This window comes from Aminobacter sp. AP02, assembly GCF_003148805.1.
Classification (GTDB): domain Bacteria; phylum Pseudomonadota; class Alphaproteobacteria; order Rhizobiales; family Rhizobiaceae; genus Aminobacter.
Genome location: NZ_QGGX01000003.1, coordinates 221,011 through 244,350, shown reverse-complemented (window position 1 = coordinate 244,350; position 23,340 = coordinate 221,011). Strand labels below are relative to the sequence as shown.

Below are 23,340 nucleotides of genomic sequence, written 5' to 3'. Positions count from 1 at the left end.
TTCAGAACAGTTCGCCTTGTTGCCTTTGGTCAGATGTTCGTCGTGGCGGATAGATCAGGCTGACGATGAGCCACTGATCTGGAAACCGGTGAATATTTCCCATTAGGAACGTTAGGTCCTGGCCCGGGAGGCGCGTCTCCATCTGGAAACGAAACGCCCTTTCCCAATCGTTACCATGGGATCTGACGCAATTCCAATAAAGTGCCCCTGCCTCCCAATCGACGATCTTGTGCCTGTAGGCGACAGGTCCCGTAGGCGTGTGGCATTCATAGGAATAGTAGAAATCGAACGGAATCTTGCGAAGGGTCTTGATGATCTTAGCTTCGCGTTCGTCAAACAGGCCTGCCTGTTTTTGATCTTGTTCAAGCTTTGCAAGCTCCTCAGGAGTCCAGCCTTGCTTCAGAGCGGGGGCAATATCTAGGGAGAGTATCCTGGCCGGCTTCAACAAACCGAGTGATCGATTATTAGATATCCGGGCGTCATTCAGGCTCTTGAAGTCCGAAAAGAGGGCGAGCTTGTCCATCAGCCTGCGCCGCTCCGCCCAGCCGTCCTTGGTTGAAACCTCGACACCTCTATGAATGGTGTCAACAAGAATGGTGTGGCTTTCCGGACGATGATCTTTGGAGGACTTGCGGACCTTCGTTGTGATCCACTGCCATTTTTTGAATTGTTGTTCTTCGGTGATCAGTCTGAATGGAACTGGGAACAGACGGATGAGATCACCAGTCTCGTCCATGCCTGCCACACATGAAGTTTCCGCATATTTGCCGCTTGGTGAAGGATAGGTCTTGCACAGAATAAGGATACGAAGGTTCCGAATCTGCATGAAGTTCCTCGAAATTATCCAATCATTTTTGAAATTGCATCTAGAAGAAAGCTGAGTGAGCAAGATAGTCAATAAGAACGAACAAAATCCCGAAAGGGGTACGGGGATCAAGTCCTATTAATTTACAGCATCGGCCCGAAAGTCGGATTCGATGCTCGGAAAGTACCACGCGTAAGATGGACCATGCGAAGGGGCGGCACCTTGCAGCGCCGCCCCTTCATGTTGAGTTTCTTCAGTTTCCGGTTGGCATGGGAAGCTTGAACCCGTCCTTGGCGAGCTGATCGCGTACCCATTGGAACTGCTGGTATCGCGAGATCTCGATCGGACCGGAGTAAGACGCGCTCTGCAGCTTGCGCGGCGGATACTTCAGATAGGTCTTCATCAGTTCCTCGATGGCGGCACTGATCGTGACCATCGTCCAGGTGCGCTCGGTATAGTTGTTCATGAAGATGTCGTAGCGCTCCTGGGGATCCTGCCAGAGATCGAACACTTGCGGCACGGTTGCCACATACTTATCCGCGCCCTTCCATCCGAGATTGGAATCGACGGCCAATCCGCCGGTTGCCTCGCCATCGTCGCCGCGCAGATTGAACACGGCCTTGTAGTTGCCGAGGCGGGCAGCGCCGGGAGACAGTTCGTTCTCGGTAAAATAGAACCACGAGAACTTGATAGATCGGGTTCATCGGTCATGTCGATCTCTTCATCAGCTGTGGGGCTGCTGCAAAAGCTGACATGGGAGCCGGCTGCGCTGCGAGCTGCCAGGATGCGCGAAGGGTGCCGGCTTCTTTCGATCCGGTGGGCATGCGGCGTGTCTGGGCAAAGGCTAACTGCGGCTTGTTCCGACTTGCAGGTGGCCGTGTGCCTCCGGCGGAGTGTAGTTTCGCTCGTCCTTGGCGGCGAGCTGATAGGCAGTACCGGAAGCGGCAAGGCCAGTTTCAGGAGGCGGAACGTCCGTCCACCTCCCGATCATTCCACCGCTACTCAACGACACTGTTGGAGCGGATGCGGGCCATTGCCTACTGAGCTTCCTGGCAGGCGCGCAGGCTCTTGAAGGCGGCATCGGTGCCGGTAAGGGGCAACACGATCGGCTGGCGTCCCGCCGGGGAGATTGTCAGGTTCTTCTTCTTGGCGAGATCATAGATGAACTCGGGATTGTTGACCCAGACGAAGGCCCCTTTCATCCCGTCGATCTGCTGGCCGGTTGCCGCGCCGCTGAATTTCTCCCCGTCGACATCGAAAATCACCTCGAGCGAGTCCCCGGCGCTGACGTTGGCGTCGGCCTTGGTGTAGAGCGCCATGTAACCACGTTTCTCGGCGGTCGCGTCGATGCCCATCTGGAACTGCGCTTCGCTGTTCAGTTTCTTCGAGATCACGCAGCCCGGGCCCATGTCCGGCTTGATGAAGATGTCCCAGCCGGCCTCGGTCCCGAACTTTTTCAAATCCTGGGCGGAGGCTGGGGCGGCCCAAGCTGCGAGGGCCACTATCATTCCCACTACTGTCTTCGTGTACATGCGCTTATCCTTCGTTTTGCTTCGTAGAAAAACCACTTGCTGCACGTGCGGTTGCGCTGAGTTCAGTATTCTGGAGGCGTTGAGCCGAACAATTTGGCTCAGAAACTGCGTTGATTGTCTGGCGTGAATTTCCCCTCTTGGACTTGTTCTTCGCAATGTCGAGCCTGTCGAAGAAGTCGCCCAGGAGAGGCAATACGAGACTTGAATTGTCGAATGCTGGAATGTCCCCCGGGAATTGGAAGCGGGTAACGGTAACAATGCTCCGGGCGCGAGGCAAGTGCCTGCAACCTGTCCGAGCGCGATCAAGATCAGGGTTGCTACGCAAGATCGTATCGCGGCACGTGGTTCGGGTAAGACTGGTCGTCGATCTGGAAACGGGTTTCGCCGACCTTCGCAAAACCATACTTCAGGCAGAATTGGGTGGCGCGGTCATATTCGGTGTCGAGCGCCGCCTCGACCGCGCGAACGCCAGCGCCTTGAGCCTGCATGCTTGGCTGCAACGCAGACCAATACATCAATAGGAATAGACCGGACCATGGTGGTGGACCGCCCGGCGTTCGGGGAGTAGGTTGCGGTAGTCTACGCCTGAACCTGCATGCCCAGGTTGCATAGGCGAGGTTGAGGGAACGGCGATGCAGGCCGCGACATGGCGGACCCCGCCTGACCCGAAGTCGCATTCTAAGGAAAGCCCCAACGCAGACAACCAAAGCGAGGTTCTCCCATGTTCGAACAGCATGACCTCCTCAATCGGGCTCGCCAAACCGTGAGCGCCGCTAGAAAAAGCCTGCCAGTCATTGCGACGGCATCCGCCACGGCTCTGGTCTTGACGTTGGGCCTCGGAGCGCCAGCAAGGGCCGATGAAGCCGGAGCGAAATCCATGCTCAAGGCGATGTCGGACTACCTGGCCGCGCAGAAAAACATATCGTTCGAATACGACACCAATCTCGAGGTCGTGACCAAGGATCATCAGAAGCTGCTGCTGGCGAGTTCGGGTGAAGTCGATCTCAGCCGGCCCGACAAGTTCCGGGCGACGCGCAAGGGCGGGTTCGCCAATGTCGAAATGGTGTTCGACGGCAAGGTTCTGACCTTGCTGGGCAAGGACGCCAATGCCTACGCGCAGGTCGATGCTCCCGGCACTGTGGATCAACTCGTCGATGCGTTGCGCGACAAGTACCACAAGCCGGTTCCGGGCGCCGATCTGTTGCTGTCGAACGTCTACGACGAACTGATGCATGACGTGAAGAACGTCAAGGATCTCGGCAGCGGCGTGATCGGCGGCACTGAATGCGACCACCTGGCGTTCCGGGCCAAGGACGTTGATTGGCAGATCTGGATTGCGCAAGGCGAGCATCCCTATCCGTGCCGGTATGTCATAACCTCAATAGGGATTGCCCAAGGGCCGCAATACAGCATCCAGATCAGCGACTGGGAAGCCGGCACTGACGCAAAGGCCGATGACTTTGCCTTCAAGGCGCCAGCCGGCGCCAAGAAGATCGACGTCAAGGAATTGCGCGATATCGACGAACTGCCCAGCCATTTTGCGCCAGGAGGCGGCAAATGAACACGTCAAGGAAGTTCAGGATCTATCTTGTCGCCGCAACCGCGGCATTCCTAGGGCTCGGAGCCCTGGAGCGGCCGACAATGGCTGGCCTTCATGGGTTCAGTCTTGTCTCGAGCGCCGAGGCGAGGGTCGGCCGCCCGTTGACGCCGGTGAGCGTTGCAGGAGTGGCCAGGCGCACCGCGCGCCGCTGCGCGGTTGGCGTGTATTACTGCTAGGCGACCGTTCAGCTCTTTTGCAGGGCGACGTGAACCCCAAGGCCGACAAGCACCGCGCCGCCGGCGCGTTGCATCAGGCGCTGGGCACGGCTTGAGCGCCGCAGCCTTGTGATCATCGCACCGGCCAGGACCACGCCAATGATGTCGGCGCTCGAAAACATCATGTTGACGATCATGCCCAGCAGGAAGAACTGCAGCCAGACCGGAAATGCCGCCGACGCATCGATGAATTGCGGCAGGAACGCCATGAAGAAGATCGCCGTCTTGGGGTTGAGCACCTCGACGGTGACGCTTTCGAAGAAGGCGCGCCGGGCGGATTTGGGTTCGATGACGGGGAGGTCGCCATCGCCCTGGACCTTGGCGCGGAACAGCGCGATGCCGAGCCAAATGAGATAGGCCGCGCCGACTAGTTTGACGGTCATGTAGGCCACAGGCACGGCGTGAAAAAGAACCGAAAGGCCGGCCGCGGCGGCAATGACATGGACATAACCGCCGAGATGGATGCCGAGCGCTGCCATCAATCCCGACCACCTCCCGCGCGCCAGCGTCTGGGCGGCGGCGTAAAGCATGGCAGGGCCAGGCATGAAGGCGAAGATCGCGGTGGTGGCGAAAAAGGCGATCAACAGCTCGGTCGACGGCATGCCTGTACTCCCGTGGTGGCCGCTTGGGTCATATGCCCAATCACGCGAAACTACATGATCCTTGGCTGTGCGATAGCCGCAGTTCGATCATTCTGGCGCGCTGGTGCTGCCCAGGGATAGCGCCAGTTTGCGCAAAAGCCTTGTGAGCTGCTCCTGCTCTGTTTCGCTCAGGCTTTCGAGCATCACTGCCTCCACCGCCATGTCGGCCTCGAACGCCTCGCGGGCGCGGCGGATGCCTTCGTCGGTCAATTCGACAGGCAGGCTGCGGCCGTCACCTTCCGGACTGACCTGCCTGACCAGACCGGCCTTGGCGAGGCGGTTGATCCGGTTGGTGATGCCGCCGGACGAAATCATCATCGAGCGGTAGAGTTCCGTCGGGCGAAGACGGTAAGGCGGCCCGGAACGCAGCAGCGTGAACAGAACGTCGGCCTCGCCGCTGTCGAGCCCGTAGGCGGCGAAGATCGCCTCGATCTTCGGCCGGGCCGCCAGCGTGATCCAGCGCGCGCGGCCCAAGATGGCCATCCCTCGCGTATCGAGATCGGGAATCTCCTTGGCCCATTGCGCGCGCCGCGCATCGATACCGTCGCGAAATTCACTCTGTTCGTCGTTGAGATGTCTTGACACTAAGATAATTCCGTATTTATCTTAACGGTAAGATATATTGGGGTGAGAGATGACGCAACAGGATGTTTTGCGGTTTCCCGTTTCTGCTGCCGCGCGCTCGCCGCTTCTGCTGCTTGCGCTGTGCGGGCTGGTGTTTGCGGCGCGTATCATGATCTCCAAGGCGGCGCTGAATGCCGGCATGCAGCCGTTCCAGCTGGCGTTGGTGGCCAATGTGGGCGCAGGCATGATCCTGCTGCCGTGGCTCGCCGTTTCGAGGCAGAGCATTCCCCATGAGCTTCGTCACGTCGCCCTCTATCTTGTGCTTGGCATCATCAGCTTCACGATACCGACGGTGCTGTCCTACTTCATCGTCGAACGCGTCGGGCCGGCATACACGTCGACCGTCTATTCGCTGTCGCCGCTGGTGACGATGACCTTTGCCGCCGGTTTCGGCATCGAGCGCATGTATTTGCGCAGGTTTGCCGGGATCGTCGTCGGCCTCGCCGGCATGGTGGCTCTCGTCCAGCAGCAGCTCGCGCAGATCGATTTCTCGCAGACCGAATGGGTGGTGCTGGGCCTGGCGATCCCGGCCTGCGCGGCGCTCGGAAACATCATTCGATCGGCCTTCTGGCCAAAGGGCACCTCGGCATTGGCGTTCTCATGCGGCATCCTGATCAGCTCGAGCCTGCTTGTCGGATTGCTTGCCCCAGTCTTCGAGGCGCCGCTGGGGTGGACGTTTTCCGAGCCTGCGGTGCTGTTCTGGATGGCCTGCATGATCGGCACATCAGCGCTGTCTTACCTGCTGAACTTCAAGTTGCAGGAGATCGGCGGCCCGGTGTTTTTCAGCCAGCTTGGCTATTGGGGCACGGGCTTTGGCGTGCTGATGGCCGCGTTTCTTTTCAATGACGTGCTGACGGCGCTGTCGGTTGCGGGACTGGCGGCGATCATCCTCGGCGGTGTCTTGGCCAACCGCAGAAGAGCGGACTGAAGATTTCAAAGGAGAAGTTGCAATGTCTTTTCAAGCCTATCTCGACACCATCAAGCGAAAGACCGGAAAGGAGCCGGAAGAGCTTCTGAAACTGTCCGACGACAAGGGCTTTTCCGAACATGGAAAACTCAAGCCCGGCGTGAAGGCCGGGCAGGTCATCGCATGGCTCAGTGACGATTTCGGTCTCGGCCATGGGCATTCGATGGCGGTCTTTGCGCTGTTGAGCGGCAAGAAGAAGATCGGCGACCTCTAGCCGGCAACAGCGTTTGCGCTCACCCAGAGAGCAAGCCTGCACTTGACCGTATACCCTCCGGGGGGATAGCAATTGCGCATGACAGATCATGTGCACACCCATGCGTCCCACCCAGAAACGCTCAAGCGGCTGAAGCGGGCCGAAGGCCATCTGCGCGGCATCATCGCCATGATCGAGGCCGGCAGGCCGTGCCTCGATGTGGCGCAGCAACTGCACGCAGTGGAAAAAGCAGTCGGCCAAGCCAAGCGGACGTTGATCCAGGACCACCTCGATCATTGCCTGGAAGAGGCAGTCGGACCCTTGCCGCGCGAGCAGCGGCAGTCGATCGACGAGTTCAAGGAAATTACCAAGTACCTCTGAGCGTGCCGCACCAGGATGCGCCGGCGACGGTGCACCTGACGCCGAGCAATGCCGCTGGCCACCTGACACCGCCGAGCCTGACCGATGCTTCAGATCCTGTCCAACCGCACATATCGCCATCTGTTTGCTGCCCAGCTGATCGCGCTGATCGGCACCGGTCTTGCCACTGTCGCGCTCGGGCTCCTGGCCTTTGAGCTGGCAGGCCCGGACGCCGGTGTGGTGCTTGGCACCGCCCTTGCAATCAAGATGATCGCCTTTGTCGTCGTGGCACCTGTGGCGGCCGCCCTTGCCGAGCGGCTGCCGCGCCGGCCGATGCTGGTTTGCCTGGACCTTGTCCGCGCTGCAGTCGTGCTGCTTTTGCCTTTCGTCACCGAGGTCTGGCAGGTCTATGTGCTGATTTTCTTGCTGCAATCGGCATCCGCCGGATTTACCCCGGCTTTCCAGGCGACGATTCCCGATGTCCTGCCTGAGGAGAAGGACTATACGCGCGCGCTTTCGCTGTCGCGTCTTGCCTACGACCTCGAAAGCCTAGTCAGCCCCATCCTGGCGGCAGCCCTTCTGACGGTTGTCAGCTTCCATAGCCTGTTTGCCGGCACCGTGGTCGGCTTCCTCGCCTCTGCCGCCCTGGTCGTGTCGGTGACGCTGCCGAACCCGCAGGCATCTGCGCATCGCAGTATCTATGAGCGAACCACGCGTGGCTTGCGGATCTATCTTGCGACGCCGCGACTGCAAGGTTTGCTTGCCGTCAGCATGGCGGTTGCAGCCTCGGGCGCGATGGTGATCGTCAACACCGTGGTCATCGTGCAGGGCGAATTCGGCCTGACGCAAGAATCGACGGCGATGGCGCTGGCGGCTTATGGCGGCGGGTCGATGGTGGCGGCACTCGTGCTGCCCGGAATTCTCGACCGCATTCAGGATCGCTCGATCATGCTGGCGGGCATAGCCTTGCTGGCGGTGGGGCTTGTTTCGGGCACGATGGTGCAGGGTCTCGATTCACTGCTGCCACTATGGTTCGTGCTTGGCCTTGGCTATTCGGTTGCGCAAACCCCGGCAGGCAGGCTGCTCAGGCGCTCGTCGCGCCCTGAGGACCGGCCGGCCTTGTTTGCTGCCCAGTTCGCGCTTTCCCATGCCTGCTGGCTGATCACCTATCCGCTGGCCGGCTGGCTCGGCGTGACGGTAGGCCTGTCCCAGACCTTCGTCATCATGGCCGGTATCGCCACCATCGCACTGGCCGCCGCGCTTTCCATGTGGCCGACGTCCGATCCCGACGTCGTTGGCCATGACCATCACGGCCTGGCCGAGGACGATCCGCATTGGGATGAGGGCGGCCACCGCCAGGGCCGCCGGCACGCCCATCGATTTGTGATCGACAATCTCCACCTGGAATGGCCGCGCGAGCGCTGACCGATTGCCAGAGCCTTTTGGGGCGGGCATTGCGCTCGTACCGTAGTGACTTCGCGGCGAAATGGTGCCATGGCGCCATCATGAAGAGCATACGGCTCATTTTGCGGGACAGGCTTTCGACCGGCGCCATCGCCGGCATGATCGCGTTCCTGCTTCTGCTGCAGGGCCTTTTGGCCGGTACCGCCCAAGGGGCGATGGCGGCAGCGGCTGCCGATCCGCTCGGCATCATCTGCACCATGGACGGGATGGGACCCGCCATGGGCGAGACCCAGCCTGCGCGTAGCCCCGCCGATTGCCCTTGCGGCACGCTCTGCCAGCTGGCGGCGACGTCGGCACCGGGCCTTCCAGGCGAACAGCTTGCCTTCATCATCGCACCGTTGCCGGTGCATCGAGCCGACATTGCCGAGGCGGGAGAGTCCGTTCGGCAAGGCCTGCGCGGCCTGATCGCCGAGGCGAGGGCGCCGCCAGCTACCTCCATCTGACGTCGAACGATCAAGGTCGGTGCACATCGCGTCGGCCTGACATTTCACGCCTATGGAGACAACAATGTCCGAACTGAGCATCGGACGGGAGGGCGCCGGCACGTCCGCTCGCTCACCGTCCAATCTTTATCGTGCCGTCTGGCGCTGGCATTTCTACGCTGGCCTGCTCGTCTTGCCTTTCATGATCAGCCTTGCCGTCACAGGCGCGCTGTACCTGTTCAAGGACGAGATCGACGGTTTCGTCTATTCCGACCTGAAACGTGTCGCCGTCGAGCAGGCGAGAGTGGCGCCCGAAGCCATGGTCGAGGCGGCTCTGGCCAGCTTTCCCGGGACGGCGGTGAAATACACCGACCCGGCAACGCCTGCGAGTTCGGCCGAGATTACGGTCGCCACGCCCGATGTCGGCAAGCTGGCCGTCTATGTGAACCCCTACACGGGACAGGTGCTGGGGACGCTTCCCGACCGGGGCACGGTCATGTGGATGGTGCGCTATCTGCACAGCCTCAAATATTTTGGCGAGACAAGCCGCATGCTGATCGAACTCGCTGGCGGCTGGTCGATCTTGCTGGTGGCGACGGGGTTCTACCTCTGGTGGCCGCGCAACAGGTCGGGCGGTGTCGTTACCGTGCGCGGTAAGCCGAAAAGCCGCATGTTCTGGCGCGACACCCATGCGGTAACCGGCATTTTCGTCGGCTTCTTCATTGTCTTCCTGGCGATAACGGGCATGCCCTGGTCGGGGGTGTGGGGCGAAAAGGTCAACGAATGGGCCAACGGCAACAATTTCGGCTATCCCGCCGGCGTGCGCGTGGCGGTGCCGATGTCCGACGAACATCTGAACCATGTCGCCAAGACGTCGTGGTCGCTCGAGCAGGCGCAGATGCCGCAATCGGAGGCAGCCGCCGGGAAGCCCATCGGCCTGGACCAAGCGGTGGAGACTTTCGACAGGCTCGGCCTGCACCGCGGCTATGCGGTCGCGATCCCGAGCAAGCCGGAAGGCGTGTATACCGGCTCCGTCTATCCCGACGATGCGAGCCTGCAGCGCGTCGTCCATCTCGACCAATATAGTGGCAAGCCACTGATCGACATGGGCTTTGGCGACTACGGCCCGTTGGGTAAATGGCTGGAGTGGGGGATCTCCGTGCATATGGGCCAGGAGTTCGGGCTCGCCAATCAGCTGGTGCTGCTGGCCGCTTGCCTCGGCATCGTCCTGCTTGCCGTGTCGGCGGCCGTCATGTGGTGGAAGCGGCGCCCGTCGGGCTCGCTCGGCGTACCGCCGCTGCCCACAGACAAGCGCGTCTTTCGCGGGCTGATCGCGATTCTGGCCGTGGGCGGGATCCTGTTTCCGCTCGTCGGCATCTCGCTTGTGGTCATGCTTGCGCTCGACTGGCTCGGCACCAGCATGATGAAACCGAAGTTCGCCTGACCCAACCCGGCCGCCGTGGCAGCGCGGCGGCCGCCTTGCGCGCGGGGACAGCTGGGCTAAGCTCGGACGCCCGCGCTTTGGGCCGAGTCAGCAAGCGAGGACAAACATGACGAGAGCACTTCTGGCCGCGTTGCTCATCTTCACCATCGCCACGCCCGTGATGGCAACCTCCGGGCCGGGCTGTCTGGTCGTGGTCAATGTTGCCAGGAACGATGCGCTCAACATGCGCTCGCGGCCCTCGGCCAACGCCCGCATCGTCGACGTTTTGCCGCCTCAGACCCATGGCATCATCCATCTCGATGCCGCCTGCCGGCCCTCGAGCGCTCCCTGGGCGAGCCGCTGGTGCCCGGTTACCCACTACAATGGCGACCGCACGACGAAGGGCTGGGTGAAGGCCCGTTTCGTCCGCGACAGCGACTGCCCATAACGGCGCGCTGCGACGGCGCAGCAAACTGGACCAGCCGGCCTTGCTTGACCCTTGGCCGGCGATGGGGCACTGACGCCCTCCCGAAAACCCTCGATCGACAGACTGGCAGGACAATGACCACCGGCAAGCATGGCGGCCATCCAGGCATCGCCTTCGCTCTCATCGTGACCAGCACCGTGCTTGGCATCGCCGGCACAGACCTCGTGCTTCCGGCGGTCCCCAGCCTGCCGGACATCCTGGGCGGTACGCATGCCCGGGCGCAGTTCATTCTGGCGGCATTCGTTGTCGGTTCGGCGCTTGGCCTGCTCGTCTTCGGTTCGCTCGGCGCGCGCTTTGATCAGCGCCGACTTGTTGTCGGCTCGCTCGTCGCTTACGGCCTCGTCTCGGCAATGGCCGGCTTCAGCACGTCGCTCGACATGCTCATTGGCTTGCGCTTCGTGCAAGGGGCGGCCGGATCGGCGGCGGCCGTGTTCGCGCCGGGCATGATCCGCGCGCTCTATGGCGACGACCATGCCGTCGGCAAACTTGGACTTTTGGGAAGCATCGAGTCGCTGACGCCGGCGCTGGCGCCAGTGGCGGGCGTCTGGCTGCTCTCCATCGCCGGCTGGAACGCCTCCTTCAACGTGATCGCGGTCGCGGCTTTTGCCCTGGCGCTGGCTGTCGCCATGCTGGGCCGGCACCTGCCGCCGGTGGTGACGGCGCCCCGCGCCGGCGGATATGCCCATCTGCTCCGCGATGCCGTGTTTCTGCGCTATGCGGTGAGCCACGCTTTCACGCTGGGAGCCTTGCTGGTCATCGTCTTTGCGGCGCCGACGGTTTTCGTCACGGCGCTCGGGGCCACGCTCCGTGACTTCATCATCATGCAGATCACCGGTATCACCACCTTCATCATCGCAGCCAATGCCGCCGGCGGACTGACGAGGCGCTTCGGTGCCGAGCGCATGATCTGGTTCGGAACCGGCCTTTCCGTCCTTGGCGGCCTGTCGATGCTGGCTTACGCGCTTGCCGGCGGCGCCAACACGCTGGTGATCACTGCACTGTTCGTACCGTTCAATTGCGGCCTTGGTTTCCGCGGCCCGCCCGGCTTCCATCGTGCCGTCGTTGCCTCGCGCGGCGACGATGCGCGTGGCGCAGCGCTCGTTGTCGTTGCGATCCTCGGCACGACGGCGGCGGGAACAGCGGCGGTGGCGCCCTTCATCACGCTTGGGTTGTTGCCGCTGGCGATCGCGGCTGCGGCATTGGGATTGGGCGCCCTACTGTTGCTCGCCTTCATTCCGCCGCTGCCAGGCAGGTGAGCCGGGGTACGTAGTTCTTGATTTCGTCTTCTAGCCGGCTGATGGTCCGGTCATGGAATGGCGCGACGAAGGAATCATCCTCGGCACCCGCAAGCATGGCGAAACCTCCGCCGTGCTGGAGGTGATGACACGTGCGCATGGCCGGCATCTGGGACTTGTACGCGGCGGGCGCTCGCGCAAGCAGCAGCCAGTGCTGCAGGCGGGAAATCGCGTCGAGCTGACTTGGCGCGCGCGCCTCGACGAGCATATGGGCACCTTTCAGGCCGAGCCGATCGAACTCAATGCGGCACGTCTGATCGACAGCGCCATTGCCGTTTATGCCTTGCAGACCCTGGCCGCGCATCTCAGGCTTCTGCCCGAGCGCGATCCGCACGCAGCTCTTTACGAAACGCTGGCCATCCTGATCGATCACCTGAACGAGGCCGAGGCCGTGGGCGAACTTGTCGTGCGCTTCGAGCTTCTGGTGCTGGAAGAGCTTGGTTTCGGCCTTGACCTTTCCGAATGCGCAGCGACCGGTACGGTCGAGGAACTGACCTATGTTTCGCCGAAATCGGGCCGCGCGGTGTCGCGGTCTGCCGGCGAGCCCTGGCGCGACAAGCTATTTGCGCTGCCGCCGTTCTTGCAGCGCGGGGCCAGGCAAGGCGCCGACCTCAAGGCGATCGAGGATGCCTTCAGGCTATCCAGCTTCTTTTTTGCCCGCCACGTCTATGAGCCGCGTGGCATTGACGTGCCCGACGCGCGCGGCGGGCTTTTGATGGCATTGCGCAAATTCTATGCTGCCCAAGCCATCTCCCATGGAGACACTGCCGCATGAGCCAAGTACCCATTGCAGCCCTGTCCGAGGCGATGCCGAAGGACAAGGACGGCATGCTGCTCGCTTGCGGCACTGAAACATGCTTTCCCGCAGCCAACCCGGCGGCGCGGTGAGCAGGCCAATCTGAGGGGGAACGGCCATGCTTGAGAGCCTTTTGGGCGTCATCGCCATTGTCGCGCTGATCATCATCGTGTCGAAGCAGCAAAGCAGACTTGGACTGCTCGAACGCGAACTGGGTGCGCTGCGCTCGCTCGTGCTGTCAGGGACGGTGCCCACGCCGAGTGTGAAGGCGGCGGAGACGCAGGCTGAGACAGTCAGCGCACCGATCGCGCCCGAGGCGCTGGCTGCGGCGATGGCCGAGCAGTCGATAGCAGCAGAGCCGGTGGCAAGGACGGACGCGGCAACAACCGACGCTGCGGCAGTGGAAGAATTGCCCTTGGCGGCGACTGCCGGGGCCGATGCCGCCGAGCCCGGATCGTGGACGTTGCGCGACACGACGGCGCAAGCGCTACCGCCAGAGGCTCCGGCCCGCGCAGGGCCTGACATCGAAACCGCGCTCGGCACGCGCTGGGCGGTGTGGGTCGGTGGCCTGGCGCTGGCTTTCGGCGGCGTCTTCCTGATCCGCTATTCGATCGAATCCGGCTTCTTTGGCCCAGGCGCCCGGCTGACCATGGCCGCGCTGTTCGGCCTCATCCTGGTCGGCGGCGGCGAATTCATCCGCCGCACTGGCTTCCGCGTGCCGATTCAAAATGGCGACAGCGCTTACATTCCGGCGATCCTGACGGCGGCGGGCGCTTTCACCTTGTTCGGTACCATCTATGCCGCCCACGGCATATACGGCTTCATCGGTGCCGGCCCTGCCTTCGTTCTTTTGGGCATCGTCGGTGTGGCGACGATTGCCGCGGCCCTTGCGCATGGACAGGCGCTGGCCGGCCTGGGACTGCTCGGCTCGCTGGTGACACCTGTGCTGGTTTCGTCGACGGCACCGAACTACTGGGCGCTCTTCGGCTACCTCGCCATCGTTCTGGTTGCGACAGCAGCCGTCGCCCGCACCCGCCGATGGTCGCTGCTGATCGGGGCTGCCTTCATCGGCACCGGCCTGTGGACGCTGCTCTACCTAGCCGATGCGCCGCTGGTCAGCTTCGCCATCATCCTGTTCATGAGCGCCGTGACGCTTGCCGCCCTGACATGGCTGTGGCTCGGACGCAGCGAAGAGGCAGAACTCGACTGGCCGTCGATGGTGCCGGCGTTCTTCGTTGCCGTCACCGCGCTGGTGCTGTTCATCCACCCGACCTATGCCGCCCTTGGAGGCCCGCTGCGCGGCACGCTTCTGCTGCTCGGCATGCTGGCGGTCGCGCTTTATCGCCCGGCGGCCCTGTCCATGCTTTTTGCGGCCGGCTTTGCCGTGGTGCTCATCTATCTGCGCAATGCCATCGGCGGCACGTTCGACCTGGAATTGCCGATCGGCGGTTTGACGGTCGAGGGGCTGCCGATCGAGCTTTTCGGTTCGACGCTGACACGCATCGGCTGGGGGCTGGGACTGGTCTTCGCCGCCACCGGCTTCTCGAGTGCCAGGCGGCAAGCGGTGACAGCACCCTCGCGTGCGGCAAGCTGGGCCGGATGGGGCGTTGTCATACCTTTGGTGGTGCTGTTTTCGCTCTGGGTCGCCTATGGCAACCTTGATCGCGATGTTCCGCGCGCGCTCATTGCCGCGGCGCTCGTCGCTGCTTTTGTCGCAGGCGGTGAGTGGATCGCACGCGGCGAACAGCCGCCTCTGATCGGCGGTCCGGCCGTCTCCTTCGCCTTCGTTGGGGCAGGGGTGGCGCTGTTGCTGGCCCTGCATATGGGGTTCGGCTCCGGCTTGACCACAGTGCTGCTTGGACTGGCCGCTATCGTGCCGGCACTGGCGACCCGCGTGCGGACTTATCCGGTGCTCGGCTGGCTCTGCGTCGCCGTGGCGATCGCCGTGCTCGCGCGGGTAACCTTCGATCCCACCATCGTCGGAGCGGATGTCCTGGGCAGGACGCCGGTGTTCAACTGGTTGTTGCCGGGCTACGGCATCCCCGCACTCGCCTTCGGTTTCGCCGCCTGGCAGCTGGCGCGTACCACCAACGGCCGGCCGCGGCTGGTCATGGAAGCGGTGGCGGCGCTGTTTTCGCTGCTGACGGTGGCGATGCTGGTTCGCCACGCGATGAATGGCGGGGTCATCACCTCCAATGCCCCGACCTTGGCCGAGCAGGCGATCTACACGCTGATCTCGCTCGGCGGCGCGGCCATCATGGTGGCGCTCGACATGCGCTCGCCAAGTGCCGTGCTGCGCTACGGCTCGCTCGGCATGGGCGTGCTTTCGGTGCTGTTCATCCTTGCCCAGCACTTTTTGGTGCTCAACCCGTTGGTCACCGACGAAGGCACGGGCCAGATTATCTTCTTCAACCTGCTGTTCCTTGCCTATCTGCTGCCGGCCGCCGCGGCGGCGGCACTGGCGTTTTACGCCAGGGGCAAGCGGCCGAAATGGTATTCGGCGATGCTGGCGCTGGCAGCGGCACTGCTCGCCTTCGCCTATGCCACGCTATCGGTCAGGCGGCTGTTCCAGGGTGAACATATCGGCCTGTGGGCCGGCCTCGGTCAGGTCGAGACCTACACCTATTCGGCACTGTGGCTGGCCATGGGCGTCGGGTTGCTGGTCGCCGGCGTTATGTTGAAGTCGCAGGTCCTGCGCATTGCCTCGGCGGTGTTGATCTCGATCGCGGTGGCCAAGGTCTTCCTGTTCGACATGTCCGAACTCGAAGGCGTTCTGCGGGCATTGTCCTTCATCGGACTTGGCGCGGTGCTGATTGGGATCGGGCTGTTTTACCAGCGGCTGCTGACCCGCTCGGCCCGGTAGGGAACCATGCGCGATGCAAGGATGGCTTAATGAAGATTACTGAAAGATTACCGATAAATAATTGATTTTATTATATTCGATGCAATGTTGCTGCAATGCAGAAGGCGCAGGTTCCGCTCGCAACCAAGGATATGGTGCACGGGACTTCGCAGGCGGGTTACTCCCCCCGTTGCCGCCGCGTCGATGCCCCGTCAACGGGCTGCGGAGCACTTGCTTCGCAGCCCAACTAAGATGTCGGAGCAAGAATTATCATGTCCAAGCGAAATCTGTTTTTCGTTGTATTCGCTGGCCTAGCGCCTTTTGCCATGCCCGCGATGGCCGCGGATGTGGCCCAGAACTACGCACCGCAGCAGTTTTCCGATGCGCCCTATGACTGGTCGGGCATGTATGCCGGTATTCATCTCGGCAGCGCATCTTCCGGTTTTCCCAATCCGTTCGCTGACAAGAGCAGCACCCAGTTCGGCGGCCAGGTCGGCACCAACTTCCAGTCCGGCGTCATGGTCTACGGCGCCGAGCTCGAAGGCAGCTATTCTGGCGGGTCGAAATACGATCTCGGTCGCGGTGCCGAACTCCGGCGCACCTGGAATGGTGCGGCCAAGGCCCGCGCGGGCGTCAGCCTCGACCGCACGCTGGTCTACGGCACGGCCGGCTACTCCATGGCCAAGTTCAAGGCCAAGGGCAATGTCATTTCCGAAGACAAGTGGGAAGGCGGCTACCTGATCGGCGGCGGTGTCGAGCAGGCCTTCGCCGGCGGTATCTCGGCCCGTGCGGAATACAACTACGTCAATTACGGCGACGTCAACGCCGTGCTCAAGGGCGGCACCCGCACCAGCGTCGACGCCGCCAGCCACAGCGTCAAGCTCGGCCTGAACTACCGCTTCTAGGCCTACCTGCCGAAGATCCGCAGCGATTTTCGAACACTGGTCCCCGGTGCTGACGCGTCCTTTGCCTCCAGGGAGGACACACGGCACCATCCAACGCATCGAAGACAGATCCAACTCCCAATCGGCCTGTCTTCGATGATAGGGCGGTTCTTGGAAAGAGAGAGCGATGATGTTTGCAAAACCGCTTGCCGGCCTGCTGGCCGCGAGCCTGCTTGCCAGTTTTCCGGCGCAAGCCGGCAGCTCAAACGCCGGCGCGTCGATACAACTGGTCGGCGGCCACTATTACGACGATGATGACGATGACATCGACTGTGCCTGGCCGCGCGACCGCTATGAACGGCGGCAGTGCGAGCGGTGGCGCGAGCGTCAGGGTCGCCACGAACGGCGCAAGCGCGACAAGGACCGCGACGTCGAAGCCGCGATCGGCCTTGGCATTTTGGGCCTTGCCGTCGGCGCTATCATTGCCGGATCCGCGGCCGAGCAGAATGCCAAGGAACGTCGGCGCGAAAAGTGGAACACGCCATGCCACCAGCGCTATGGTTATGACCGGCGCAGCAACACCTTCATTGGTGACGGCGGCCGCCGCTTTTTCTGCAGCTGACTATTCCGCCGGCGCCAGCACTGCCCGCCGTGCGACGGGGCGTTCCTTGATCGGCCAGTGGACGGCGGCGGCGAACAGGCCAAGGATTACGCCGAGCCACCAGACCGGATCATAGGATCCGAAATGGTCGTAGAGGTAGCCGCCAAGCCAGACGCCGAGGAACGAGCCGATCTGGTGCGAGAAGAACACGATGCCGCCGAGCATGCCGAGATGGCGGGTGCCGAACATGATGGCCACCAGGCCGTTGGTCGGCGGCACGGTCGACAACCACAGCAGGCCCATGATGATGGCGAAGACCACGACGCTCGTGGGCGTCTGCGGCAACAGCAGGAAGGCCGTCACCAGCACCGAGCGGGCGATGTAGATCCAGGCCAGGAAGTGCGGCTTTGAGTATTTCTGGCCGATGATGCCCGAAGCGAGCGAGCCAATGACGTTGAAGAAGCCAATCAACGCGAGCGCGATGACGGCATAACGTGCGTCGATGCCGATGTCCCTGATATAGGCGGGGAAATGGGCGGTGATGAAGGCGACCTGGAAGCCGCAGACGAAAAATCCGGAGACGAGCAGAAGGTAGCTCTTGTGGCCGAAGGCTTCGGATAGCGCCTGGCCGAGCGTCTGTTCGATCTCGACTTGCGATACCTTGCCCGAACGCGCGTTGCCGACCAGGGGGATCGCCAGCACCGGGATGACGAGCATGGCGATCGACATGTAGACGAGGGTGTCGGACCAGCCATAGGCGTCGATCAGGCCCTGGCTGATCGGGGCGAAGATGAACATGCCGGCCGAGCCGGCTGCGGTGCCGATGCCGAACACCATGGAGCGGTTCTGCGGGTTGGTGTTGCGCGCAAAAGCCGCCAGAACGATGCTGAACGAGCCGGCGGCAACGCCGAGGCCGACCAGGACGCCGCCGCTCAGATGAAGCATCGCGGCACTGTCGGCATGGGCCATCAGATAAAGGCCGAGCGCATACAGGACAGCACCAAGCGTCAGTACGCGCCAGCTGCCAAACTTGTCGGCGATAGCGCCGAAGATCGGCTGGCCAAGGCCCCAGCACAGGTTCTGGATCGCCATGGCGAGGCCGAAGGTGGTGCGGTCCCATCCCTTTTCGGCAAGCATCGGAAGCTGGAAGAAGCCCATCGCCGAGCGCGGGCCGAAGGTCAGCGCAGCGATCAGGCAGCCGCAGATGATGATGAGCCAGGGAACGCTGGCGTTCGACCTGCTGGTTGCCGCTGCTGCCGTCATCGTCGCTTCTCCGGTGGAGGCGCTTTTCTATCCGATCCGGCGCAATGTTCAAAATCAATTGAACTAGCCCAATGCTTCAAGAAATCTGATGTGTCGGGAATAAACCCGCCGCCCCGGGCGTTGGTTTTGTGCTTGGGTGACTGGGGTGGCAAGGCGCCAACAGTCAGAATGCTTGCGCCGCGCTCACAAGGCGCGTTCAATCGGCATCTTCAGAGGGCGACTTGCGAACCTCGGTCATGGAAGAAAAGAAGGCAGCGATACTTCAGGAGATTCCGCGTCTGCGCCGGTATGCGCGCGCGCTTCTGCGCGACCGCGATGCCGCCGATGATCTCGTCCAGGACTGCCTAGAGCGCGCGCTGCTGCGCATGGACAACTGGCGAACCGGAGAGAACCCCAGGAGGTGGCTGTTTACGATCATGCATCATCTGTTCATCGACCAAATGCGCAAGGTGAACCGGCGTGGCGAGGCGACAATGCTGCCGCTTGACGCCGGCGAAGCGCTTGCGACACCTGCCATGCAGTCGGAAAGTGTTGCATCGCGCGAGATCATCGATGCGCTCCAGGCGATCAGTCCCGACCGGCGCGCAGCGCTGGTGATGGTCGCCATCGAGGGATTTTCCTATGCCGAGGCCGCAATGATGCTGGGCGTGCCGGCCGGTACGCTGATGTCGCGCATAGCGCGCGGACGTGAGGAACTGCGGGGGCTGCTTGACGATCAGGCACGCCGCCGGACGATAAGGATCGTCGAGAAATGAGCGCGCGCGCCTTTACCGATCGCGATATCCACCTGGCACTCGACGGCGAGCTGCCAGAGGACGAACGCGCCGCCTATCAGGCCTGGTTGGAGGCCAATCCCGACATGAAGGCGCGAAGCCAGCGTTATGCCGCCGACAATTCGGCATTGCGCGACGTCTTTGCCGGGGTGCTCGACGAAAATATTCCTTCACGGCTCGAAGCGGCTATCAATGGCGAAGCGCCCAAGCGCAAGGAGGCACCCCAGCGCTGGCGCATGGCCGCCGCTGCGGCACTGCTGGTCGCCGGTGGTCTTGGTGGTTACTTTGCCGGTGCAAGCGTTCATGGCTCTGATCCCGACGACGACGACCGCATGGCCCAGCTGGCGATCGCCGCGCACCAGACCTTCGCCGCCGACAAGAACAGGCCCGTCGAGGTCGATGGCAGCGACCAGGCTTATCTGACCGGGTGGCTGTCCAAGCGCACCGGGCTGAAGCTGGTGGCGCCCGACCTCAGCAACAACGGCTTCAAGCTTCTGGGCGGACGCCTCGTTCCAGCGAATGGCAGCACGGCCGCGCTGATGCTTTATGCCGACGCCGAGGGCAACCGGATTTCGGTCTATGTCACCACAGAAGGCACCGAGCGCTCGAAGGGCACGGTCACGCTCGCCAGCGGTGGTCCCGAGGCTGTCTACTGGCAGGACAAGGGTTATGGCTGCGTCATCGTCGGCACGCTGCCCGCGGAGCAGATGGGGGTGGTGGCCAAGGATGCCTACAAGCAGTTGATCGCCGGCGCGGGGATGGCGCGGTCATAGGCTGCAGGTTACGCCCGACGCACCGATTGCAGGCAGGGGACACTTTCACGGACTGATACGTTTTCCCGCAGGCCGCCCATTCGCTGGTCATCGCCAGATGTCGCGGGGGAATTGCAGCGAGGCAGGTTCTCTTGGGGAACAAACCAGCGCATGCCGCCGTTTGTTCGAAAAGGAGACTTGCCGTGCAGGATCCTGTCGCTATGCCAATCCGCTCCGGAAGCTGTCTTTGCCGTGGTGTGACGTTCCGCGTGAGCGGCGAGCCGCTGCGGGTGGGTATCTGCCATTGCACTGACTGCAGGAAAAGCAGCGGCGCGCCGTTTGCGGCCTATGCGGTGTGGCCAATCGAAGCCTTCGAGCAGGAGACCGGCTACACCAGCACCTATGCCAACCGAACCTTTTGTACGACCTGCGGCGGCCGCGTTGCATGGCTGAGCGATGGCGAGGCAGAAGTGACGATCGGCAGCCTGGACGAAGTTCCGACCGACCTGGTTCCTGACTACGAGCTCTGGGTCAAGCGGCGCGAGCATTGGCTCGGGCCACTGCCTGGAGCGGCCCAGTTCGATCAAGACCGCCATGAGACCGAACCTGCCGCCTACGCCGTTGCGCTGAAATAGCAATGCGACGTTGCTTGCGGCGTTGCGGCCGAGAGCATTTCCCTATCAGATTCATATGCCCAGCCACCTGTCGGCCATGTCACAATAAGGCCCGAATCGAGGCGTGACTGCGCTGGCACGGCGAGCGCATGAGTGCTTCGCAGGGGTGTTTCCTTAGGGCTCTCTTCTGCCCAGACGAGGTTCTCGGATCCGCATGGCTGCCGACGTTCGTACGGCCCGCGCAGATGATGTCGATGCGCTCTGCGCCATCGAAAACGCCGTCTTTGAAGGCGACAGGATCTCGCGCCGGTCATTCCGCCAGCTGGTCGACCATGAAACCGCTCAAGCCCTTGTCGCCGAAAGCGATGGCCGCGTCGCCGGCTACGCCATGGTGCTGTTTCGCAAGGGCAGCGGCGTCGCGCGGCTCTATTCCTTTGCCATTGCGCCGGATTTCGGCGGCAAGGGCATCGGCCGCGGCCTGCTCGATGCGGCCGAACAAGTTGCCTATGAGCACGGACGCATGATGCTGCGGCTTGAGGTGCGCGAGGACAATGCCCGCGCCATCCGGCTTTACGAGCAGAACGGCTATCACAAGATCGGCCAGGAGCCCGGCTACTACGAAGACGGCATGACCGCGCTGCGCTACGAAAAGACGCTGCGCGGCGACGTTCCAGTGGCGACGAAGGTGCCGTTTTACGCCCAGACCTGCGATTTCACCTGCGGTCCGTGCTGCCTGATGATGGCGATGGCCAATTTCGACCGCGCCTTCGTGCCCGATCCGGTGATGGAGATCAGGCTGTGGCGCGAGGCAACGACGATTTTCATGATGTCGGGGCCGGGCGGTTGCGAGCCCTTCGGGCTGGCGGTGGCGGCGCATGAGGCCGGGCTGGGAACCGAAATCTTTGTTTCCGCCGAAGGCGCGCTGTTCTTGCAGTCGGTGCGTAGCGCCGAAAAACGCCGGGTGATGGAATTGGCGCAGGCCGACTTCCGCAACCGCGCCGACAAATACGCCATTCCAGTGACTTACCGCCCGTTTTCCCTGGATGACATCAGGGGCAAGCTGGCTGAAGGCAAGCTCGTGCTGGTGCTGATCTCGGGCTTCCTGATGTTCGGCAAGAAAGTGCCGCACTGGGTGCTGGCCATCGGCGATGATGGTGGCCACATCCTGATCCATGACCCTTGGATCGAAGACGAGCAGCGCGAGACCGCGTCGGACGCCGCCAACATTCCCGTTCCCTACGACATCTTCATGCGCATGGCGCAGTTCGGCCGCGATGGCCTGCGCGCCGCAATCATTCTCGGAAAGCCTAGAAAACGATGACCTGGGTCATTCTTACCGGCCGCCAAAGCGATCTCGACCAGACCGCGACCCCGCACAAGATCATCACCAACCGCGATTATCTCGCCCATCCGGCGCTGTTTCGTGGCCAACGCCCGAAGATCATCAACCTGTCGAACCGTTATGCCTACCAGAGCCGGGGCTACTACGCCTCGCTGCTCGCCGGCTCGCGCGGACACAAGGTGATCCCGACCGTCGAGACGATGATCGACCTGTCCGAGCGCAAGCTCTACGAAAACGCATTGCCGGAACTGGAATTGGCGCTCAACAAGTGCCGCAAGGATCTGGGCGGGACGTTTCCGGCAAAGGTGACGATCTTCTTCGGTGTCGGCCCGTCGAAAGCCTGGGACCGTTTCGCCCGGCTGCTGTTTGACTGGTTCCGCTCGCCAGCCCTGGAAGTCGCGATCAAGGACGGCGAATGGGCGTCGATCCACAAGATCGGCTTTGCCGCCCTTGGGCGGCTCGACGATGCCGACAAGAAGCGCTTCGTGGCAGCGCTGGAGACCTATACCAGCCGGGAATGGCGCGACACCAAGGCGCGCACGCCCTCGCGCTACACCTTCGCCACGCTGATCGACCCCAACGAGCAGATGCCGCCGTCGGAGATATCGTCGCTGCGCTACTGGGCGCGCATCGCCGAGAAGATGGGCGTCGAGGTCGAGCCGATCACCAGGAAGGACCTCGCCAAGCTTGCCAATTACGACGCGCTGTTCATCCGCGAGACGACGTCGATCTCCAACCACACCTATCGCTTTGCCCGCCGCGCACAGCAGGAGGGCATGCCTGTCATCGACGACCCGCTGTCGATGATCAGATGCACCAACAAGGTCTATCTCAACGAGTTGATGGCCTACAACAACGTGCCGGTGCCACCGACCGTGATGATCGCGGGACCGTCGGATCTGCAGCTTGCGGCCGACACGCTCGGCTTTCCGCTGGTGCTGAAGATACCCGACAGCTCATTCTCGCGAGGCGTCAAGAAGGCCTCGAGCTTCGAAGAGCTGAAGACGCTGGCGACCTCCTGGCTCGAGGATTCCGACCTGTTGATCGCCCAGAAATTCATGCCGACCGAGTATGACTGGAGGGTAGGGGTGCTGGGCGGCCAGCCGCTGTTTGCCATCCATTACCTGATGGCCAAGAAGCACTGGCAGATCGTCAATCACGACCGAGCCGGCAAGCCCGACGAGGGCGGCATCAAGACGTTCACGCTGAAGCATGCGCCGGCGCATGTGATCGACACCGCCGTGCGTGCGGCCCGCTGCATCGGCGACGGGCTCTACGGCGTCGACCTCAAGGAGACCAAGGACGGCGTTTTCGTCATCGAGGTCAACGACAATCCCAATCTCGACCATGGCGTCGAGGATTCGGGCGAGAAGGACGAGGTCTGGGTGCGCTTGACGCAATGGTTCCTCGACCGGTTGGAGCGCAACGGCAAGCAGCCCTAAAGA

At 62.4% G+C, this 23,340-nt stretch carries 25 protein-coding genes and 1 pseudogene; 19 read left to right on the top strand and 7 right to left on the bottom strand.

From position 1 onward, the window contains the following. Position 1: 1 nt before the first annotated feature. The 4 genes and pseudogenes from C8K44_RS05075 to C8K44_RS27450 form a co-directional block, all read right to left on the bottom strand. A complete protein-coding gene (locus C8K44_RS05075; protein ID WP_109574670.1) occupies positions 2–826 on the bottom strand; it encodes a hypothetical protein in 825 nt (274 codons plus the stop codon). Between the two features lie 232 nt (positions 827–1,058). Continuing rightward, positions 1,059–1,502: pseudogene (locus C8K44_RS05070) on the bottom strand (arylsulfatase); the annotation flags it as partial. Between the two features lie 340 nt (positions 1,503–1,842). After that, positions 1,843–2,313 (bottom strand): hypothetical protein, encoded by a 471-nt coding sequence (locus tag C8K44_RS05065; protein WP_348626317.1) that lies wholly within the window; start codon positions 2,311–2,313, stop codon positions 1,843–1,845. Between the two features lie 341 nt (positions 2,314–2,654). Beyond that, on the bottom strand, positions 2,655–2,825 hold the full coding sequence (locus tag C8K44_RS27450) for a hypothetical protein (protein ID WP_158282709.1): 171 nt from the start codon (positions 2,823–2,825) through the stop codon (positions 2,655–2,657). Between the two features lie 389 nt (positions 2,826–3,214). Here C8K44_RS27450 and C8K44_RS05055 point away from each other — a divergent pair, with 389 nt between their 5' ends. Beyond that, positions 3,215–3,898 (top strand): DUF2092 domain-containing protein, encoded by a 684-nt coding sequence (locus C8K44_RS05055; protein ID WP_245417364.1) that lies wholly within the window; start codon positions 3,215–3,217, stop codon positions 3,896–3,898. Continuing rightward, positions 3,895–4,113, top strand: a complete 219-nt coding sequence (locus C8K44_RS27870; RefSeq protein ID WP_109574666.1) for a hypothetical protein — start codon at positions 3,895–3,897, stop codon at positions 4,111–4,113. The genes C8K44_RS05055 and C8K44_RS27870 overlap by 4 nt, the downstream gene beginning before the upstream one ends. Before the next feature lie 8 nt (positions 4,114–4,121). Here C8K44_RS27870 and C8K44_RS05045 read toward each other — a convergent pair whose 3' ends face one another. Beyond that, positions 4,122–4,754: a LysE family translocator gene (locus C8K44_RS05045; RefSeq protein WP_109574665.1), complete on the bottom strand. Its 633-nt coding sequence runs from the start codon at positions 4,752–4,754 to the stop codon at positions 4,122–4,124. An 87-nt stretch (positions 4,755–4,841) separates the two neighbouring features. Then, complete coding sequence (locus C8K44_RS05040; protein ID WP_109574664.1) at positions 4,842–5,378, bottom strand: MarR family transcriptional regulator; 537 nt, start codon at positions 5,376–5,378, stop codon at positions 4,842–4,844. Positions 5,379–5,427: 49 nt separating this feature from the next. Here C8K44_RS05040 and C8K44_RS05035 point away from each other — a divergent pair, with 49 nt between their 5' ends. From C8K44_RS05035 to C8K44_RS04980, 12 genes are all read left to right on the top strand, one after another. Then, positions 5,428–6,345, top strand: a complete 918-nt coding sequence (locus C8K44_RS05035; RefSeq protein ID WP_109574663.1) for a DMT family transporter — start codon at positions 5,428–5,430, stop codon at positions 6,343–6,345. Between the two features lie 22 nt (positions 6,346–6,367). Then, positions 6,368–6,598 carry a DUF4287 domain-containing protein gene (locus C8K44_RS05030; RefSeq protein ID WP_109574662.1) on the top strand — a complete coding sequence of 77 codons (231 nt, stop codon included), beginning with the start codon at positions 6,368–6,370 and terminating at the stop codon, positions 6,596–6,598. A gap of 78 nt (positions 6,599–6,676) precedes the next feature. After that, positions 6,677–6,958, top strand: coding sequence for a metal-sensing transcriptional repressor (locus C8K44_RS05025; RefSeq protein ID WP_109574661.1), 282 nt, complete (start codon positions 6,677–6,679; stop codon positions 6,956–6,958). Positions 6,959–7,042: 84 nt separating this feature from the next. Beyond that, positions 7,043–8,362: an MFS transporter gene (locus C8K44_RS05020; protein WP_109574660.1), complete on the top strand. Its 1,320-nt coding sequence runs from the start codon at positions 7,043–7,045 to the stop codon at positions 8,360–8,362. A gap of 80 nt (positions 8,363–8,442) precedes the next feature. Then, positions 8,443–8,844, top strand: a complete 402-nt coding sequence (locus C8K44_RS05015) for a DUF2946 family protein (RefSeq protein WP_109574659.1) — start codon at positions 8,443–8,445, stop codon at positions 8,842–8,844. A gap of 64 nt (positions 8,845–8,908) precedes the next feature. Beyond that, on the top strand, positions 8,909–10,267 hold the full coding sequence (locus C8K44_RS05010) for a PepSY domain-containing protein (protein WP_109574658.1): 1,359 nt from the start codon (positions 8,909–8,911) through the stop codon (positions 10,265–10,267). Between the two features lie 106 nt (positions 10,268–10,373). Then, positions 10,374–10,694 (top strand): SH3 domain-containing protein, encoded by a 321-nt coding sequence (locus C8K44_RS05005; protein ID WP_109574657.1) that lies wholly within the window; start codon positions 10,374–10,376, stop codon positions 10,692–10,694. A gap of 113 nt (positions 10,695–10,807) precedes the next feature. Next, positions 10,808–11,989, top strand: coding sequence for an MFS transporter (locus C8K44_RS05000; protein WP_109574656.1), 1,182 nt, complete (start codon positions 10,808–10,810; stop codon positions 11,987–11,989). 52 nt (positions 11,990–12,041) lie between these two features. After that, positions 12,042–12,803, top strand: coding sequence for a DNA repair protein RecO (gene recO / locus C8K44_RS04995; protein ID WP_109574655.1), 762 nt, complete (start codon positions 12,042–12,044; stop codon positions 12,801–12,803). Positions 12,804–12,942: 139 nt separating this feature from the next. Then, positions 12,943–15,687, top strand: a complete 2,745-nt coding sequence (locus tag C8K44_RS04990; RefSeq protein WP_109574654.1) for a DUF2339 domain-containing protein — start codon at positions 12,943–12,945, stop codon at positions 15,685–15,687. A gap of 251 nt (positions 15,688–15,938) precedes the next feature. Continuing rightward, complete coding sequence (locus C8K44_RS04985) at positions 15,939–16,571, top strand: outer membrane protein (RefSeq protein WP_109574653.1); 633 nt, start codon at positions 15,939–15,941, stop codon at positions 16,569–16,571. 166 nt (positions 16,572–16,737) lie between these two features. Beyond that, positions 16,738–17,172: a hypothetical protein gene (locus C8K44_RS04980; RefSeq protein ID WP_109574652.1), complete on the top strand. Its 435-nt coding sequence runs from the start codon at positions 16,738–16,740 to the stop codon at positions 17,170–17,172. Here the strand turns inward: C8K44_RS04980 and C8K44_RS04975 are convergent, their stop codons facing one another. Beyond that, positions 17,173–18,414, bottom strand: a complete 1,242-nt coding sequence (locus C8K44_RS04975) for an MFS transporter (RefSeq protein WP_109574651.1) — start codon at positions 18,412–18,414, stop codon at positions 17,173–17,175. Positions 18,415–18,650: 236 nt separating this feature from the next. Between C8K44_RS04975 and C8K44_RS04970 the strand changes: the two genes are divergently transcribed. From C8K44_RS04970 to C8K44_RS04950, 5 genes are all read left to right on the top strand, one after another. Beyond that, positions 18,651–19,169 carry a sigma-70 family RNA polymerase sigma factor gene (locus C8K44_RS04970; protein ID WP_109574650.1) on the top strand — a complete coding sequence of 173 codons (519 nt, stop codon included), beginning with the start codon at positions 18,651–18,653 and terminating at the stop codon, positions 19,167–19,169. After that, positions 19,166–19,960 carry an anti-sigma factor gene (locus tag C8K44_RS04965; protein ID WP_109574649.1) on the top strand — a complete coding sequence of 265 codons (795 nt, stop codon included), beginning with the start codon at positions 19,166–19,168 and terminating at the stop codon, positions 19,958–19,960. The genes C8K44_RS04970 and C8K44_RS04965 overlap by 4 nt, the downstream gene beginning before the upstream one ends. 182 nt (positions 19,961–20,142) lie before the next feature. Then, positions 20,143–20,574 carry a GFA family protein gene (locus C8K44_RS04960; protein ID WP_348626315.1) on the top strand — a complete coding sequence of 144 codons (432 nt, stop codon included), beginning with the start codon at positions 20,143–20,145 and terminating at the stop codon, positions 20,572–20,574. Positions 20,575–20,767: 193 nt separating this feature from the next. After that, positions 20,768–21,874, top strand: coding sequence for a peptidase C39 family protein (locus C8K44_RS04955; RefSeq protein WP_109574647.1), 1,107 nt, complete (start codon positions 20,768–20,770; stop codon positions 21,872–21,874). Then, positions 21,871–23,337: a RimK family protein gene (locus tag C8K44_RS04950; protein ID WP_109574646.1), complete on the top strand. Its 1,467-nt coding sequence runs from the start codon at positions 21,871–21,873 to the stop codon at positions 23,335–23,337. Before C8K44_RS04955 ends, C8K44_RS04950 begins: the two co-directional genes overlap by 4 nt. The last annotated feature ends 3 nt before the right edge of the window (positions 23,338–23,340 follow it).

Coding starts and splice junctions, on each gene's coding strand:
- C8K44_RS04990 (WP_109574654.1), top strand. CDS start 12,943: ATGCTTGAGAGCCTTTTGGGCGTCATCGCCATTGTCGCGCTGATCATC.
- C8K44_RS05075 (WP_109574670.1), bottom strand. CDS start 826: ATGCAGATTCGGAACCTTCGTATCCTTATTCTGTGCAAGACCTATCCT.
- C8K44_RS05065 (WP_348626317.1), bottom strand. CDS start 2,313: ATGATAGTGGCCCTCGCAGCTTGGGCCGCCCCAGCCTCCGCCCAGGAT.
- C8K44_RS05030 (WP_109574662.1), top strand. CDS start 6,368: ATGTCTTTTCAAGCCTATCTCGACACCATCAAGCGAAAGACCGGAAAG.
- C8K44_RS05005 (WP_109574657.1), top strand. CDS start 10,374: ATGACGAGAGCACTTCTGGCCGCGTTGCTCATCTTCACCATCGCCACG.
- recO (WP_109574655.1), top strand. CDS start 12,042: ATGGAATGGCGCGACGAAGGAATCATCCTCGGCACCCGCAAGCATGGC.
- C8K44_RS05015 (WP_109574659.1), top strand. CDS start 8,443: ATGAAGAGCATACGGCTCATTTTGCGGGACAGGCTTTCGACCGGCGCC.
- C8K44_RS04970 (WP_109574650.1), top strand. CDS start 18,651: ATGGAAGAAAAGAAGGCAGCGATACTTCAGGAGATTCCGCGTCTGCGC.
- C8K44_RS05010 (WP_109574658.1), top strand. CDS start 8,909: ATGTCCGAACTGAGCATCGGACGGGAGGGCGCCGGCACGTCCGCTCGC.
- C8K44_RS04980 (WP_109574652.1), top strand. CDS start 16,738: ATGATGTTTGCAAAACCGCTTGCCGGCCTGCTGGCCGCGAGCCTGCTT.
- C8K44_RS04955 (WP_109574647.1), top strand. CDS start 20,768: ATGGCTGCCGACGTTCGTACGGCCCGCGCAGATGATGTCGATGCGCTC.
- C8K44_RS05025 (WP_109574661.1), top strand. CDS start 6,677: ATGACAGATCATGTGCACACCCATGCGTCCCACCCAGAAACGCTCAAG.
- C8K44_RS05000 (WP_109574656.1), top strand. CDS start 10,808: ATGACCACCGGCAAGCATGGCGGCCATCCAGGCATCGCCTTCGCTCTC.
- C8K44_RS04950 (WP_109574646.1), top strand. CDS start 21,871: ATGACCTGGGTCATTCTTACCGGCCGCCAAAGCGATCTCGACCAGACC.
- C8K44_RS27450 (WP_158282709.1), bottom strand. CDS start 2,825: ATGCAGGCTCAAGGCGCTGGCGTTCGCGCGGTCGAGGCGGCGCTCGAC.
- C8K44_RS05035 (WP_109574663.1), top strand. CDS start 5,428: ATGACGCAACAGGATGTTTTGCGGTTTCCCGTTTCTGCTGCCGCGCGC.
- C8K44_RS04975 (WP_109574651.1), bottom strand. CDS start 18,414: ATGACGGCAGCAGCGGCAACCAGCAGGTCGAACGCCAGCGTTCCCTGG.
- C8K44_RS27870 (WP_109574666.1), top strand. CDS start 3,895: ATGAACACGTCAAGGAAGTTCAGGATCTATCTTGTCGCCGCAACCGCG.
- C8K44_RS04965 (WP_109574649.1), top strand. CDS start 19,166: ATGAGCGCGCGCGCCTTTACCGATCGCGATATCCACCTGGCACTCGAC.
- C8K44_RS05055 (WP_245417364.1), top strand. CDS start 3,215: ATGCTCAAGGCGATGTCGGACTACCTGGCCGCGCAGAAAAACATATCG.
- C8K44_RS04985 (WP_109574653.1), top strand. CDS start 15,939: ATGTCCAAGCGAAATCTGTTTTTCGTTGTATTCGCTGGCCTAGCGCCT.
- C8K44_RS05045 (WP_109574665.1), bottom strand. CDS start 4,754: ATGCCGTCGACCGAGCTGTTGATCGCCTTTTTCGCCACCACCGCGATC.
- C8K44_RS05020 (WP_109574660.1), top strand. CDS start 7,043: ATGCTTCAGATCCTGTCCAACCGCACATATCGCCATCTGTTTGCTGCC.